Below are 15,240 nucleotides of genomic sequence, written 5' to 3' on the forward strand. Positions count from 1 at the left end.
CGTGCGTTGCAAGACGTCGGCCGTGGGTGGAGTGACGATGCCGAGACGCGCAGCAGGCCAGGGCCGAACCCGGCCCTGGCCTGCTGTCTGACCGGTGGCAGACCCCGATTCGGGATGGGGGGCGGTCGAGCAACCCAAGACCGCGGCCGGTCGCCGTTCCGTCCAAGTTCCGACCTTCGTCGTGGAGGCCCTGGTCGCTCAGGGCCACTTGGTGGGGCCCGGTGCGGCTGATGGGGGCCAGAGCTCTCAGGATGCGGCAGTGGGCCGACTGCGGCTCGTGGATGACCAAGCGGCTGGTGATGCGGTGGCCGGGTCGAATCTGCTGCATGACCAGGTAGACCCGATGGTGCCCACGCCCAGAATCGAACTGGGGACCTACCGCTTAGGAGGCGGTTGCTCTATCCAACTGAGCTACGAGGGCGGGGCCGGTAGAGAACGTGGGAGAAAACCTCCCCCACGTGCACGAACTGGCTGAGTAGAGAATCCTACGACGCCAGTTCGGACCGCTCGCGAGCCGTTCGAGCGGTCATGTCGCCGGATCGAGCGCCTCGATCTGAGCCAGGACGCCCCGAAGCCGTTGGAGCCGCTGATCCGGGGACCGGTCAGGCTGCGAGCGGCAGTGGTGGTTCGTCTTGGCGCGCCTGGTGGCGCCAGAGAGCGAGGCTGTTGACGGTGAGGGCGTAGGTCAACAGGTTGAGGTGCTGGCGCTCATGCCCGATCGAGTGGGCCCGGCGAAGCCAGAGCGTGTCGTCGAGCGCCCGGTTGATCGACTCCGCGTCGTTGCGCCGCCGGTACAGCCGCTTGAAGTCCGGGTCGCTCTGGGGGATCTGGCGAATGTTCTCGGTCCGGTTGAACCGCCGCTTCTCGTCGTCGGCGTTGCCGTGGAGGCGGACGGTGATCGTGCCGCCGCCGTACTGCTCGGGCAGGCGGTAGTCGTTGTACCAGCGGTACCCGGACTTGTCGGCGTTGCGGTGGGTCCGCACCCGGTCGAGCGGGACGAATACGCGAGCGCCGGTGTCGGTGAGCACGCCGACGCCGATGGCACCGCCCTCGGCGAACAGGGAGAGCGTGACCTCGCCATCGGGTGTGGTGACGGTGCGGTCCTCGACGTGCGTCGACTTCTCGACCCGTCGGCCGGCACCGCGTCGAGCCTTGCCCTTTGTATCGGCCTTCTTGGCGGCGATCTTGTTGATCGACAGCCAGCCGAGGTCCCGGAGCAGCGTCTGGTGGTGAGCGCCACGGAGAGCCGTGTCGTAGATGACACCCTGGGCGCCGCGGCACTGGGGTGCGAGCCGGGTGAACGTGTCGACGGCGACTCGTGCCTCGCCGCCGGCCTGAGGGACCCACTCGACGTCGAGGATGATCCGGCCGTGCACGTCTTCGCTCCGGCAGGCGGCGATGACCCACTTCGTCCCCCAGGCGGTCTCGCCCGTGCCCTCGAAGTGCAGCGAGGCATCGTGCTCGGCACGCAGCGGCCGGAGCTCGCCGGTCTCCTTGTCGAGCTTGGTGTCGCCCGGGTGGGCACGGAACAGCGGGGTGACGACCTTGCCGTCCGCATGGATCAGCCGGGACAGATCGGGCTTCGTCCAGGAGCCCCTGCCCGTCGGATCGAGTAGGCCGATCGCCCGGGCCGCCGCGGCGGCGCTGCGTCGATGGATGTCGCGCAGCGCACCGAGGACTTCCGGTTGAGCGAGCCAAGCCGTCCGGCCGTAGAGGTAGTGGTGCCGTCTCATGGGTGTGGGTGGCAGCCAGAACTCGGGCTGGTCCGGGAACCGGGCGCACACGGCGCTGCGGATGTGCGCCCAGACGATCGGATGCGAGAGCTCGACCTCGACCCGCCGGGCCGAGTCGTAGACCGAAAGCAGGGCGTCGAAGAACAGCCACATGTAGGCGGGATAGTGGCGCGGCCGACCGCCGGCGCTCGGGTCGACCTCGGGGACGGCCGCCGCCAGCTCGTACAGCTCCGGGTTCGCCAGCAGTGCATCGATGCGGTCGAAGGTGCTCGTTCCTGGTCGGCGCCGCTCAGCCATCGCTGACCCCGAGGCTCGTCGCCCAGTCCCAGCCGATGAACGAGGCAGCACTGTCCAGGCTGGTCAGTCCGAGCGAGTTGGCGACCAGCTCGATCCGGCCGGTGCGCTCGAGCACCTTCGTTCCCGCCCATGCCACCACCGAGGACGGCCGAACGTCGGGCTCGTCGGCCAGGCCAGCCCGCTGCAGGACCTGGCTGATCGCCGAGTTGGCCGAGACCAGCCCGCCGAGACGCGCCGTCTCACCCGAGTAGATCAGCGAGGCATCCGGATCGGCGCCACCTTGCAGATGCTGCTCGATCTGCTCACGGCCCCAATCGGTCAGCTGTCCGACGCGTGGCCGGCATCGTCCGCCGCCTCGGATGACAAGCGTCCCGGTGTCGATGTCCACATCCCGGGGGACAACATGGGGGATCTCGCCGGACCGGCAGGTCGCCTCGGCCAACGCCCAGGCAACGGCACGACGTGAGCTGGTGAGCGACCACGTGGAGGCGACGCGGCACTCCAAGACCTCGTCATCCGTGAGCGGCCGAGCTCGGAGCGACGAGAGCGCCGGCAGCCGGATATCCGTGGTGGGGTCGGTCGACGCAGCCCCGAGGTTCCGCCCACACCGGTACAGCGCCCGGACCGCAGCGCGTCGAGCGCGCTGAAGGCTCGGGCTCACCGTACGTCCACCAGCGTCGGCAGCCGACACGAAGCTCCGGACCACGGCTGGGGAGACGGCGTCGAGATCGTCGATGCCGAACCCGTCCAGGCAGAAGCGCTCGAACCGCTCCGCCAGCCGAATCAGACGTGCTGCTTGAGCCGCTGACGCCCATCGAGCCTGGAGGTCGTGCTCGAGCCCAGCGCGCGCCGTCTCGAATGAGGGCACGGCGATGCTCGTACGATGGTTCACGTCGGACCTCTCTTAAGGTTCCGGCCAGGCCCCGGGGTGTTCCACCACCGCCGGGGCCACTTCGTTTCTAGGCTGTCTTGCTACGTAGACAGCATACGTCCAGCTCCGCTGTCAGTCAACCTACGTAGACTATTTCCATGGCCCCGACCGTGGACACCGAGGACCTCGTCGACTCCCAGGAGGTCGCCGACATCCTCGGCCTCAGCCACCGCAACAGCGTGTCGACTTATCTGCATCGATACACAGATTTCCCCGCCCCTGTGGTGGAGAGGGGCGGTGGCCGGACGCGCCTCTGGTTGCGCCAAGCGATCACTGAGTGGGCTGGCCGCCGCTAGATGTCGGGCGCCTGGTGCACTCGCACGTCGCTGCCAGCGGGCCGGGTCCTCCCTAATGCCCAGTACGCGCCATGTGAGGTTGTCGCTGACCAGCGGTAGCCAGCCGAATACCTCAGGCGGCGACGTCGCTGAAGAGGCATCAACGCCTCGACTGCCGCCGTCAGCAGGACTGGGTGGGACACGCCAGAGTTCGGCAGAAGGTCGATCCTGCATGACGCGGCGGAGGTCGGGCGTTCGATTCCCTCATGGCCCACCATGGGGTCTTGGCGAAAATCGCCCAGATCTCTAGCGAAAATCGCGCTCTGTGAACGACACAGCCCGGACCGAATGGTCCGGGCTGTGTCGTGTGCAGATGCTGACGGTGTGAGAGCAGGGACCGCGGCCCAACCGTGGGGAGCAGCGGACGCATGGGTTGGGCGTGCCCACTCGAGCGTCCTTCAACCCGATGCCGATGACCCGCACGTCCGGTGTCTCCTCGGTCCAGCGGCGACGAGCAGGGGGACCGGTTCTTCCCGTGGCCGAGGCACTGGCGGTCGAGTGGCTACACCCGGGGTCAGGGCACCCAGAGCGACGCGGCGGTGGCCTGCTGCTTCCGTGCAGCCGACACCACCGGACGCCACGGCGTCCGGACCTTCGACAGGTTCAGGGGTGGCAGGAGGACCTGGAGGACTGCGGTCTCAACGTCAGCGAGCACGGTGTCGGTTGGAGGCACCCACGTGGCGAGGGTGAGATGGTCGAGCATCCACTCGGTGAGCTGCTCCTCACCTGCTGGTTCGAAGGCGTAGTTCGAGAAGTGCCCAGGAGTCGTGGGGTTCCGGGGTTGCGCGACGAGGTCAAGCGTGTCGGCCAACAATGCGTCGATCGTGCGCCGCACCGTCGAGCTTCCGGTGCGACCTGTCCCGAAGTGGGTCTTCACATCGCGAGACCCCAGGCTGTCCTCGGCCTTTCCCACATAGAGCGGACGATCGTCTGGCGGTGCGCCGAGCCCGAGCTAATCCCAGCTGTCAGGGGAGCCACGCAACGCGTAGAGGCCGGGCTTGTTGGGGACCAGATCCGCGTGGTCCCGGATCGAGACCCCGGCCGGCGCCAGCGCCGCAAGCACCGCGGTTACGACGACCGGGTCCACGGACCCCATGCTCAGCTCAGTTCCGCGTCGCGGTCAACGGCGTATACCTGCCTGAGCGGAAGGAGCGCCTGCCACTCAGGATCGAGTCGTTCGTAGTGCTCGAAGATCATGTCGATGAGCTCGGTGCCGTTGACGAGGCGGAGGTCTTGACGGGTGCGTTCGAGGTGGCGCGCGTCGGCCGAGTACGAACCGAGGGTGACGAAGAGCCCGACCTCTGAACCTCCGTGGGCGAGTGCTCCGGCGAGGTTCTGGACGTCTGGTGCGCCGATCGTGTTCACCGTTCGCTTGCACTGCACCTTGATGACAGGGTGCTCGATCCCGAGGGCATCCTTGGAAGCGATGACATCGACGCCGCCATCGCCCGTCGCGACCGTGGGGCGGGCGTGGTAGCCCATCGCTCGCAGCACCGCAGCAGTGAAGTGCTCGAAGCGGAACGGATCCATCTTGCGCAGCACGTCGACGACGAAGTCGCGGGAGTAGGCGGCGACTCGTTCTGCACTCGGCTCGTTCTCGATCAGGTCGGGCCCTGGCACCGGCGGCACGACTGGTGCAACCGGGGTGTCGTCGCCGGGGGGTGCAACTCCGACGGCGGCGAGGAACTCACCCGTATGGTTCTTGACCTTGAAGAGCGTCACCGCAGACCCGATCTCGTAGCGGGCTCCCTGGGAGAACTCCGTACGGGGCACGCCGGTGCGGAGCCACTCGACGTGGCGCCGGTTCCGATGCACATCGACACCGGGTTCGACGTAGAAGTCACCGATGACGCGGCCGATGTTGATCGTGCTGTCCGCCTTGTTCGGGCAGATGATGTAGTCCCCGGGCTGCATCTCGAAGTTGAACCGCAGGATGACCCCAGCCCATACCCGGATGGCCCCGAGCGTCACGTCGGGGTAGGTCTCGGCCAACCGGTCCTTCAAGAAGTCGCGGTCGTCGGGCAGCGCCGACATGTCACCGAGCTCGTCCCACCCGATGGTGACGAAACCACCCCCGATGAGATCGAGGTCAGGTTGGTTGTTGTGTATCCCCCACACCACCGTCATGGGGGCGACCCTACTGGTCCTCGGCGACCGCTTCTCCTGGTCAGCGAGCTGAGAGGGGGCGTCCCAACCGGGGTCCGGTGGGGTCGGGCCCTTCGGCTCGCTCGACGGCACCGGTGTCGAGGTACCGGCGGTCGAAGTGGTCCGCCCAGCCGGCAAGATCCGCGTCAAGGTCCCGTGCGGCTCCGACGATGGACTCGAGGCTGACCGAGCACAGCCGTTGACGGCCAGTGGGGTTGAGCTCGTCGGCCAAGGCGTCGCACGCCTTGGCCGCTCCGGGGTCTCGGTCGAGCGCGACGACCGCGACGGACCCGCGGCCGTAGGTGCCGTTGATCTCGAGCGAGGCAGCGAGCATGACGTTGCGCCAGAGCTGGTTCGAGCGCGCCGCCTTCAGACGATCCGGAGCGCTGAGGGGGTCGTGGAACCAGCCGCAGTCCGCGGTTGCTCTTCGGTACGAGTCCGTGGGCCCGTACTCCCGTTGGCTGAAGGGCTCCGTGTACTTCGTCTCGACTCCGACGAACGCTGGACCGTCGGCCCGCTCGTAGAACACGATCGCATCGAAGGCCGTGCGGTCCTGGAGGTGCTGGGAGGGCGGAGGCGCCCACTCGCAAACCAGGCGGTCGACGGCGGTGGCCGCTGGGTCGAAGAGCCTCTGGAACAACGCGAGGAACCCGGGTTCTGAGCTGATGGCGGCGAACAGGTTGAAGCACAGCGGCATGCTCGAGAGCATGTTGTGGGTGAGGCGGACTGGATCCAGCGCCCCGTTCTCGCCGGGCACGTCCTTGATGCGCTCACACGCGTGCTCGAAGGCGGCGGGGTGCAGGAAGTTGAGGTCGGGCTGCACGCCGACGTCGTCCGCGGAGAGCATGCTCCCAAGGAGGGTGCCAGCAGGGCGGCCAGGCCACTGGCCGGGTCTCGCTCCAAGCTGGACCTCCCGGTACCACGACTGCAGACGGCGATACCGAGCGATCCGGCTCGGCTCGGATGCCGGCAGCAGGCTCAACGACGGGTCATCGGTAGCCATGTCAGGGACCGGCCGCGTCGATCACGGCTGGCTCCGGCGCATCTCCTGGCTCGGTCGCCGCTGCGCTGAGCCCGGACCGGAGCGGGCTCTCGAAGAGTTCGAAGGTGGCGGTGACGTCGTCGAGGATGAGTTGGAGCATGGCGTCGAGGTCGTTCCACCACTGCGGCGGTACTGCGACCCAGCGCCACGCTGGCCAGCGGCGCTCCTTCTTGTAGCCGTTGGCGGACCGCAGGTCGCGGGCGCCCGCGACGAGTACGGCTTCTCGAGTCTCGGGGCCGCGTGGTGCCGAGAGGTCGACGTCGATCGCGACGAACGGTGCCTCCAGGCTGGCGGATGACCAGCACAGCCCGATGCCGACGCTGGGGCGTCCCCGGTGCTCGTCGGTCCCTGGGATGACGAGCAGCGACGACCGGTACCTGCCCTCGTCGAAGGACTGGTGGTCGACTCCGCGGTCCTCGGCGAGGCTCGCGATGGCTGGCACGGCGATCTCGGTGAGCCATGCGTCTTGGGCGCTGGCCGCAGAACTCTTCAGTCGTGCCCATTCGTCGATGAGCTCTCGGTGGGTGAGGTAGAAGAGCTCGGGCAGTGAGAACTCGCTGGAACCGGTGCCCTGGGCGGGGACGGGGTCAAAGCTGGGTTGGTCGAGGCTCAACGGAGGCTCCTCAGGGTCGAGTCAGCCCACGCCCGGACGGCGTCGTGGGCGGTGGTCATACGGGCGTCGCCGGTGCCGTGCTTCTGGGTGGTGTGCGCTGACGCGGTCTCGGCGATCCACAGCCAAGACAGGTGCCGCCAACGCGCAGGGTCAGCGGCGCTGTGGGGGATGCGTGCGCGCCCGGCGGTCAAGAAGATGAGCGGATCGGCATCTGGCCAGTGCGTCTCGATCCGCTTGCCCTGCTGATCCTGTTCGGCGGCGTCGATCTTGGCTTCGAACACGATCGTGTCCGACCCGGCGGTCAGCACGATGTCGGCGCGTGTGTCGGCGATCGCGATCTCGGTCTCGACCGAGGCAGTCTCAGGAGACTCGATCGTGATGTCCAGGTAGTCAGCGAGCGACCGGATCATGTCGACGCCGATGCCGTGACGGGCAAGCGGGTCGAACAGCCAGCGCACCATCCGACAGTTGACGACCTCCGCGCGACTCAGCCCGAGCACCGACATGAGCGTCGACGGACCCGAGACCCACTGACCGTTGCGGGTGAGATCGAGCTTCGAGGCGCTCATCCCCGCTATCGCTGGTACCCAAGTGCGCCGCAGTTCGTCTGCCTGGCGTTGGTGCAGCACGGCCCAAGCGTCAGTCATCGACCGCATGAGCACCGGCGCGCCCGCCCCATCCCACTCCGTCGTAGGCGAGGTCACCGTCAGGCCAGATCCCACCGGGCGGCGCAGTAGGCGGTGATCTCGTCGTCGGGGAGGATCCTGGTCGAGTTGTTCATGCGCACGTAGAAGAGGTCGGTCTTGACGCTGGTCTTGGCTCGCACCGGTGCCGGGGCGGCGGCGACGTCGACGCGGCAGATCTCGGTGCCACCGTGTACCGAGATGCGGGCGCGGGTGAGGGTGACGGGGGTGTGTCCGAGGGCGTTGATGAGGTGGGTGGTGAGCCAGTTCACGAACCCGTCGCCGTTGGCGGGCTTGACCTTGGCGTAGTCCTGGGCGAGGCCGACGGTGCCCCGGTCGGGGCCGATGCCGATGAGCAGCGTGCCGCCGTCGGCGTTGAGGAACCCGGCGATGGTCTTGACGATCGCGTCCTCGATCTCCTTGTTGTACCGCTCCTGGTTGATGTCCCAGCGGGCGGTGGACTTGAACTCGACGTCGTAGTCCTCGTCGTTGTCGATGAGCTCGTCGATGGTGCGCAGCTCGGGGTTGCCGACGAGACCGAGCTTCTCGGCGACGAGAGCGACGAACTCGTCGTCGTGGCGGAGTTGCTCTGCGATCTCCTCGGTGACCGCCGCCGCTGTCACCGGGATCTCCAGGGTTGCGGTGCCACGGCCAGGGGCGGTGACTACGGGGGTGTCGTAGACGCTGGTGTGGTCGTCGCCGTAGGCGGTGGCGATGTGGTCGAACACGGCTTGGACCTTGGCGTCGAACACCACCGGTGGGTACGGGTCGGCGGGGAGGTCGGCGTCGAGGACGTCGCGGATGGTGGTGCGGACCTCGGCGGTGGTGGCGGACTTGCGGCGCCAGTCCAAGACGAGCTTGTCGTGGAGGTGCTCGAGGAGCCGCTTGGCGCTGGCCTTGACGGTGTTGCGTTCGTCGTCGGTGAGCACCGGTTCGGGCTTGGTGAGGAGGTCGAAGAGGGCCAGCTCGGCTTCGTCGAGGCCCTCGAGGACCGTCCGTTCTTCCTCGGCGGTGAGCGACTTCGAGAGCTCGATGAGCCGCTTGAGGTACTCGTCGATGTTGACGCTGCCAGCGTTGTAGCTGGCGATCAGTTCCTCGATGCGCTCGACGAGGTCGTAGCGGGTCGGGTTGCGCGTAGCTGCTGCGATGGCCCGCTGCTTGAGCAGGGCGGCGAGGCGGTCGGTCTCGGCTCGTTTGCGCCCGGCGAACGACGCGGCTAGGGCGTCGAAGTCGATCTGGGAGAGGTCGATCAGGGCATCAGGCTCGCTGCCCTCCGCAGCGGCCCGGATGACGTACTCCTCGGCGCCGACGGACCGGTCGAGCAGGGCTTCGACCGCGTCGGAGACCCGCTCGATGTCGGCTTGTGGCGGCCGTGACACGTCCGCGATCCGCTCAGCCAGAACTCGTATGGCGGCGACGGTCTGCTGCTGCGCGGCGGCGGCGGGGGCGGGGAGCAGCGCCTTGAAGATCCGGCGGGTCACCCGGGAGGCGGCGAGGAACCCGGTGCGGGTCTCCTCGTCCACCAGGAGCGCTTCGACGGCGGCGTCGCGCAGTGCGATGTGGGCGAAGCCGGTGGCGTCGCGTAGTGCCGGGAGGTCGACGCCGTTGTGGGCGCACAGGTCGATGACGGTGTCGATGGACTCGGCGAGTGCCCCGACGAGGGCATCGACGTCTTGGATGGGGGAGTCGACGCCGACCTCGGCGTTGGCGGCGCCGTAGATGGCGAGGGCCTTCTCGAGGTTGCGGAACACGCCGATGTAGTCGACGATCAGCCCGTTGTCCTTGTCCGGGAATACCCGGTTCGCTCGGGCGATGGTCTGCATGAGCGTGTGGTTGCGCATGGGCCGGTCGAGGTAGATGTTCGACACGCTCGGGGCGTCGAACCCGGTCATCCACATGGCGCACACGAACACCAGCCGCAGCGGGTCGCCGGGGGCCTTGAACTTCTCGGCCAGGTCCTCGGTGTTCATCCGGGCCCGGTGCGGCTTGATGTCGAGGCCCTGGCGTTCCAGGTTGGCGATCTCGTTCTGGGCCTGGGACACCACGACGGCCATGTCGGTGGTCTCCATAAGCGCGATCCGGCTCGCCAGCCAGGGCCGCTCGAGCTCGGGTAGCGCGTCGTGTTGTGTCCGGAGCTCAGCAAGGTGCTCGGCCCAGGCCTCCTGCACGTAGTCGTACATGCGCACCGCGGCGGCCTTGTCGAGCCCGACGTACATGGCCTTGCCGGTGAACCCGCGGCCGACGAAGTGCCCGACCAGGTCTCGGGCCACGGTGCGGAGCCGCTCCGGACGGGTGAGCAGCGTGTACTCGCGACCGAACCGGCGGGCGAGCTGACCTTCGGCGTCCTCGTCGAGCTCGGCCTCTTCGAGGAGCTCGGCGAGCTCGTCGGAGAAGTTCTCGTTGACGAGCTGGAGCTCGGGGATCCGGTTCTCGTAGTACAGCGGGACGGTGGCACCGTCCGCGATGGCATCCCTGAAGTTGTAGACGGAGACGTAGTCGCCGAACTGCTGGCGGGTGACCTCCTCGCCCTCGATCAGCGGGGTCCCGGTGAACCCCATGAAGGACGCCCCCGGGAGCGCCTGGCGCATGTTCAACGCCAGCGTGTCGTACTGGGAGCGGTGTGCTTCGTCGGTGATCACGATCACGTCGTCGCGGTCCGACAGCACCGGCATGGAGGTCTCGCCGGCCTTGGCGTCGACGCGGAACTTGTGGATCAGCGTGAACACATACCGGTGGTCCGCCGCCAACAACTCCCGCAGGTGGCCAGCAGAAGTGGCGTGAACCTGCGCTTCACGGCCGATGGCACCGGCGTCGGCGAACTCGCCGTGGAGCTGCACGTCGAGCTCGGTGCGGTCAGTGACCATCACGAACGTCCACGCTCCCGGGATGCGGCGCAGCACCTTCTGCGTGAACCACAGCATTGACAGGCTCTTACCCGAGCCTTGGGTGTGCCAGAACACTCCGAGACGTTTCTCGCCGGCGGCGCGGACCCGGTGCAGGTTCTCGATGGCTGCGTTCACACCGAGGAGCTGGTGGTTGCGGGCCACGACCTTGACGAGCCCGCCCGGCCGTTCGATGAAGGCGGTGAAGTTCTCGACCAGGTCCAGCAGTCGGTCATGGGCACACGTCCCCCGGATGGCGGTCTCGAGGGCGATGACACCCCGGGTGCCGTCGGCGTCGATGACCTTCCAGTCGCCGAAGAACTCCCACGGCGAGTAGGTCGAGCCGATCTTGGCCTCGGAGCCGTTCGACGCGATCAGGAACCCGTTCGGCACGAACAGCGCCGGGATCGTGTCGCGGTAGTCGGTCAGGTTCTCGTCGTACGCCGCCTTGGCCGGCCGGCTCGGCTCCTTGAACTCGGCGAGCACCAGCGGGATGCCGTTGACGAACAGCACGACGTCAGTCCGGCGCCGGTGTAGCTCCCCGGCAAACCACACCTGCGAGGCCGCCAGCCAGTCGTTCTTCGACGAGTCAGCGAAGTCGACGTACTGCACCGTCGCGTACTGCTGCTCACCCCAGGTGTCGGTCCACTCGGCTCGATACCCATCGCGGAGGAGGTCGTGAACCTCCCGGTTGGCCCGCACCCGGTCCATCACCGACCGGTCCCGAGCCACCGCTTCTAGCGCTTCTTCCCGAGCCGACTCGGTTACGTCTGGGTTCAGGAGGCGAAGGGCGTCACGGAGCCGGTGCACCAGCACCACGTCACGCATCGAGTCCCGGCCCAACGTCCCCGCCGGGCCGAACGTCTCCGCCCACGCGTTGACAACCGTCCAGCCCAACTCGGCCAGCAGCTCCAACGCCGGCTGCTCGACCAGCGCGTCCTCCGAGTACCCCGCCGTTGGTGTCACCCCGCCGCTCCCTCCAACACTGAGCCTAGATCGAGAGTGGACACGTCGACCTGCCCAGTTACCAACTTCGGCAGCAACAGATCCCGCAGGGTCACGAGGGTCTCGATTGAGTCTTCGAGGTCCTCGATGAGCGTGCCGAGCTCCGACCGGATCGTCGCAAACTCGTTCAGCAGACGGTCCGGCGGGCAGGCGAGGGGGTACGCGAGTAGATCCGCTGGACGGAAGCCAAGGACGGTTGCACCGCTGGCAACTCCTCGGGCATACGCTCGAAACCGCTCGTCGCGGAACGACTCGTAGAGCCAGTGAATCCTGGATTGGTCTTCGCACCTGATGGCGAACAGGTGATGGGAGATGATGCCACCATCCTCGAACCCTCGTCGGGGGACAAACGCTGGACTTCCGATCACCGTGCCTGCCTGGGTGAGGTCGGTGTTTGCCATGACAAGGTCGCCCGGCCGAACCTCGTGACGAGGCTTATGGGGCCCGGAGTATGGCTTGGTCCCATCCCGGCGGAAGCCGCCTCCCGGGCGCAGACACTTCAGGTTGGCCATAGGGACGCCAGCCTGAGTGAGGTAGGCACCCTTGTACGAGAGGCCCTTCTCGACCGAAGCCAACTCCTCGACTGGGGCGATTGTCCAGGTCTCCGGTATCGGGCCCGCCGGCGAGTTGACGACGGCTGCAGTCTCGTGCCCGGGATACCGGAAGTGCACGAACCACTCCCGGTAGATTACCCGTGACATCTCCTCCAACAGTTCGATGCGACGCCGGTTGTTCTCAATCAGGTCGTCCATCTCCGTGAGTACGTCGGCGATCCGGCGTTGCAGGTCGAGCGAAGGAAGGCAGACGTGGAACGCCTTGACCTCAGGGAAGTAGATGGTCTGGTGTGTCGTACCACTTGCGAAGCTGAGAAAGGTGCTGTGTTCGGCCAGCAGGATGTACTTCAGGAACCGATGGTCGAGTTGGGGCGAGCAGACCCAGTTGACGAAGTCCTGACTGGTCGCCATCTCTCGGCCCATCACCACGACGTAGCCGACCGAAGCCGTGCGGGATAGACAGACGGTGTCTGCAGGCAAGACACGCGCGGACGACTTCGCGATACCGAGTTCGTTTGTGTGCTGCGCTGTGTCGGACAAGGTCCGGCCATGGTTGCGTGTGGCGTCTCTGATACCGATCCACGGGACATCGCCATCCCAGTACTCCGGATGGCGGCGGCTCGGCGTGTGACCAGACTCCAGTCGGGCGACGCTGGTTAGAGCAGTCCACGTCCATCCCGGAGCGATCGGGTCACCAGGGTTGCCGACGCTCAGCGCGTACCGGCCACGGATGACCCCCTCAATCGCAGGGCGACCGCCGGTCTGGGTCGTCGCCCGCTCGCCGGTTCCGCGGTCCTCACCGGCGGGGGTCATCCCGCGAGGATCCTGGTCACAGCGGTGTTGACCTTGACGATTAGCTCGTCCGCAGTGTCGCTTAGGCGGGCGAACTCCTCCTGCAGACTGCTGAGGTTCTCGACGAAGTCCTCGTCGTCCTCGTCGCCGGTGGCAGCGCCGGTGTAGCGGCCCGGGTTGAGGCTCCAGCCCTGGGCTTCGATCTCGGCCCGTGTGGCGATCTTGCAAAGGCCGGGGACGTCGACGTACACGCCGTCAGGGAACCGCTCATTCATGAGGTTCTCGCTTCCGTCGACCGCCTCCATCTGTTCACCGCGGTAGAGGCGGACGATGTTGGCGAGCAGTTCGATCTGCTCGGGGAGGAAGTCCCGGTGGGACCGGTCGATCTGGCGGTAGAGGTGCCGGGCGTCGATGAACAGCACGTGGTCTTCGCGGTCGGTGCCGTGCTTGGCCTTGTCCAGGAACCAGAGCGTGACGGGGAGGGTGACGGTGTAGAAGAAGTTGGTTCCGATGGCGACCATGACGTCGACAGAGCCGGACTCGATGAGCTGGCGGCGGATCTCCTTCTCGGAGTGGCCGGCGTCGCCGGCGGAGTTGGCCATGACGAACCCGGCGCGGCCGGTGTCGTTGAGAGCAGAGTGGAACTGCTGGATCCACAGGTAGTTGCCGTTGTCGGTGTTCGGGAGGCCCCACGGGAAGCGGGGGTCGCTCGCGAGCTTGTCCTTGTCGACGCCGTTCACGTTGAACGGCGGGTTGGCCATGACGAAGTCGAACTTGTCGACGGCGTGGTGGAGGTCGTCGTAGTAGCTGTTGCCCAGTTTGATGTCGCCGGAGAGGCCGTGGAGGGCGAGGTTCATCTTGGCGAGCGGGACGGTGACCTCCTTCTGTTCTTGGCCGTAGACGGACAGCTCGCGGGTTGCGGACTGCTTGTGGCGTTCGACGAACGTGGCGCACTGGACGAACATGCCGCCTGAGCCGCAGGCGGGGTCGTAGACCTTGCCGTGGTAGGGCTCGATGATCTCGACGATGAGCCGGACGATCGAGTACGGGGTGAAGAACTCTCCGCCGAGTCGGCCTTCGGCCATGGCGAAGTTGGAGAGGAAGTCCTCGTAGATGAGCCCGAACGCGTCGCCGGACAGGGTGCGGGGGAGTGGGGCGAAGAGCCTGAGCATCTCGGTGATGGTCGACTTCTGCAGGCGCTGGTACCCCCTCGGGAGCACGCCCTTGAGGTCGGGGTTGTGGGTCTCGACGAGCCGCATGGCGGTGTCGAGTGCTTCACCGAGGTCTTCCTCCTCGGGCAGGTTCACCAGGTAGGAGAGCCGGGCTTCTTCGGAGATGTAGAGCACCGATTGGGCCCGGTAGTCGTCGGGGGTGATGGGGCGGCGGGCGGTGGCCTTGGCCTCGAGTTCGGGGCGGATCTGCTCGAAGCGGTGCTCGGCGTAGGCGAGGAAGATGAGCCCGAGGATCGGCCCTCGGGCTTCGCTCGGCGAGAGGGTGGAGTTCGCTCGCAGCTCGTCGGCTGCCTTCCACAAGGTTCGTCGCACCTCGGCGAGGTCTTCGCTCTTCACGCCTGTCCTCCAGTTCCCGGGCCGGGGCCGGCGCAGGTCCCGGCGAGCGTACGCGTCCGTGGTGCCTTGAACGGCCGAGCCCGGGTGGTTGAGGGCGAAGGCGCCTCGGCCTGGCCCCGGACACGTGGTCGTGTCACCTCCTCTCTGGGGTGAACGGGGCAAGGCCGGGGCTCGTTCGCCCGGTTTCGCTATGCGGTTGTCAAGGAGCGGTGTCTCGCGGACCCTCTGGTAGGTCCCGGGCTGTCGGGGCGTGGCAGTCGCTGTCGGTCCGACGCCCGCAGTGCTGCCTCGCGGCCACGTCGTGAAGGGGGCATCGGGTCCTTGGGGCCGCGCAACCGTTGGCGACGAGGTGGGGAGTCGCTGCCGGGTCGGGGGCGCGGTTGCACTGCGCTCTTCAACGCGGCGCCTGGCCTCACCGCGGATGGCATCGAGCTGGACCTCGATGCAGCTCCGACTGAGCGGCATCGGTCGATGAACGGGTTGATCGATTGCACCCCGGAGTGAAGCACCACATCGTGCAGTCACTGGGCTGGCCGGGCCTCCGGCCGCTCCACGATCAGGCGATCGCGCCGATCCTGGCGGGTGAGCACGTGCTTGCGCTTGCGCCGGGGCAAGACGAGATTAGCCGCGCTGCCGCTGCTCTCCCAGATCGCGGTGCGT

The 15,240-nt window shown here is 67.3% G+C and carries 12 protein-coding genes and 1 tRNA gene; 1 reads left to right on the top strand and 12 read right to left on the bottom strand.

Annotated features, from left to right (window positions below; genetic code table 11):
• Nucleotides 1-344: 344 nt before the first annotated feature.
• From ACPPVX_RS14710 to ACPPVX_RS14720, 3 genes are all read right to left on the bottom strand, one after another.
• Nucleotides 345-421: transfer RNA gene (locus tag ACPPVX_RS14710), tRNA-Arg, on the bottom strand.
• Nucleotides 422-602: 181 nt separating this feature from the next.
• A complete protein-coding gene (locus ACPPVX_RS14715; protein WP_426571315.1) occupies nucleotides 603-2,030 on the bottom strand; it encodes a hypothetical protein in 1,428 nt (475 codons plus the stop codon).
• Entirely contained in the window at nucleotides 2,023-2,898 is an 876-nt protein-coding gene (locus tag ACPPVX_RS14720) for a hypothetical protein (protein ID WP_426571316.1), read from the bottom strand. Before ACPPVX_RS14720 ends, ACPPVX_RS14715 begins: the two co-directional genes overlap by 8 nt.
• Before the next feature lie 161 nt (nucleotides 2,899-3,059).
• Here ACPPVX_RS14720 and ACPPVX_RS14725 point away from each other — a divergent pair, with 161 nt between their 5' ends.
• Nucleotides 3,060-3,257 (top strand): hypothetical protein, encoded by a 198-nt coding sequence (locus ACPPVX_RS14725; RefSeq protein ID WP_426571317.1) that lies wholly within the window; start codon nucleotides 3,060-3,062, stop codon nucleotides 3,255-3,257.
• Between the two features lie 553 nt (nucleotides 3,258-3,810).
• Here ACPPVX_RS14725 and ACPPVX_RS14730 read toward each other — a convergent pair.
• From ACPPVX_RS14730 to ACPPVX_RS14770, 9 genes are all read right to left on the bottom strand, one after another.
• Nucleotides 3,811-4,209 carry a GIY-YIG nuclease family protein gene (locus tag ACPPVX_RS14730; protein WP_426571318.1) on the bottom strand — a complete coding sequence of 133 codons (399 nt, stop codon included), beginning with the start codon at nucleotides 4,207-4,209 and terminating at the stop codon, nucleotides 3,811-3,813.
• Between the two features lie 39 nt (nucleotides 4,210-4,248).
• Nucleotides 4,249-4,383 carry a hypothetical protein gene (locus ACPPVX_RS14735; RefSeq protein WP_426571319.1) on the bottom strand — a complete coding sequence of 45 codons (135 nt, stop codon included), beginning with the start codon at nucleotides 4,381-4,383 and terminating at the stop codon, nucleotides 4,249-4,251.
• An 11-nt stretch (nucleotides 4,384-4,394) separates the two neighbouring features.
• A complete protein-coding gene (locus ACPPVX_RS14740) occupies nucleotides 4,395-5,423 on the bottom strand; it encodes a restriction endonuclease (RefSeq protein WP_426571320.1) in 1,029 nt (342 codons plus the stop codon).
• A 40-nt stretch (nucleotides 5,424-5,463) separates the two neighbouring features.
• A complete protein-coding gene (locus ACPPVX_RS14745) occupies nucleotides 5,464-6,444 on the bottom strand; it encodes a PGN_0703 family putative restriction endonuclease (protein WP_426571321.1) in 981 nt (326 codons plus the stop codon).
• 1 nt (nucleotide 6,445) lies between these two features.
• Complete coding sequence (locus ACPPVX_RS14750; RefSeq protein ID WP_426571322.1) at nucleotides 6,446-7,096, bottom strand: hypothetical protein; 651 nt, start codon at nucleotides 7,094-7,096, stop codon at nucleotides 6,446-6,448.
• Nucleotides 7,093-7,665 (bottom strand): PD-(D/E)XK nuclease family protein, encoded by a 573-nt coding sequence (locus tag ACPPVX_RS14755; protein WP_426571323.1) that lies wholly within the window; start codon nucleotides 7,663-7,665, stop codon nucleotides 7,093-7,095. The genes ACPPVX_RS14750 and ACPPVX_RS14755 overlap by 4 nt, the downstream gene beginning before the upstream one ends.
• 137 nt (nucleotides 7,666-7,802) lie before the next feature.
• Nucleotides 7,803-11,627, bottom strand: coding sequence for an HsdR family type I site-specific deoxyribonuclease (locus ACPPVX_RS14760; RefSeq protein WP_426571324.1), 3,825 nt, complete (start codon nucleotides 11,625-11,627; stop codon nucleotides 7,803-7,805).
• Nucleotides 11,624-13,033 (bottom strand): restriction endonuclease subunit S, encoded by a 1,410-nt coding sequence (locus ACPPVX_RS14765; protein WP_426571325.1) that lies wholly within the window; start codon nucleotides 13,031-13,033, stop codon nucleotides 11,624-11,626. Before ACPPVX_RS14765 ends, ACPPVX_RS14760 begins: the two co-directional genes overlap by 4 nt.
• Nucleotides 13,030-14,580, bottom strand: a complete 1,551-nt coding sequence (locus tag ACPPVX_RS14770) for a type I restriction-modification system subunit M (RefSeq protein ID WP_426571326.1) — start codon at nucleotides 14,578-14,580, stop codon at nucleotides 13,030-13,032. The genes ACPPVX_RS14765 and ACPPVX_RS14770 overlap by 4 nt, the downstream gene beginning before the upstream one ends.
• Nucleotides 14,581-15,240: the final 660 nt, after the last annotated feature.

Source organism: Aquihabitans sp. McL0605, from assembly GCF_049993875.1.
Taxonomy (GTDB): domain Bacteria; phylum Actinomycetota; class Acidimicrobiia; order Acidimicrobiales; family Iamiaceae; genus Aquihabitans.

Excerpts from the sequence above, each read along its gene's own strand:
- ACPPVX_RS14715 (WP_426571315.1), bottom strand. The coding sequence starts at position 2,030 with ATGGCTGAGCGGCGCCGACCAGGAACGAGCACCTTCGACCGCATCGAT.
- ACPPVX_RS14725 (WP_426571317.1), top strand. The coding sequence starts at position 3,060 with ATGGCCCCGACCGTGGACACCGAGGACCTCGTCGACTCCCAGGAGGTC.
- ACPPVX_RS14740 (WP_426571320.1), bottom strand. The coding sequence starts at position 5,423 with ATGACGGTGGTGTGGGGGATACACAACAACCAACCTGACCTCGATCTC.
- ACPPVX_RS14745 (WP_426571321.1), bottom strand. The coding sequence starts at position 6,444 with ATGGCTACCGATGACCCGTCGTTGAGCCTGCTGCCGGCATCCGAGCCG.
- ACPPVX_RS14755 (WP_426571323.1), bottom strand. The coding sequence starts at position 7,665 with ATGAGCGCCTCGAAGCTCGATCTCACCCGCAACGGTCAGTGGGTCTCG.
- ACPPVX_RS14765 (WP_426571325.1), bottom strand. The coding sequence starts at position 13,033 with ATGACCCCCGCCGGTGAGGACCGCGGAACCGGCGAGCGGGCGACGACC.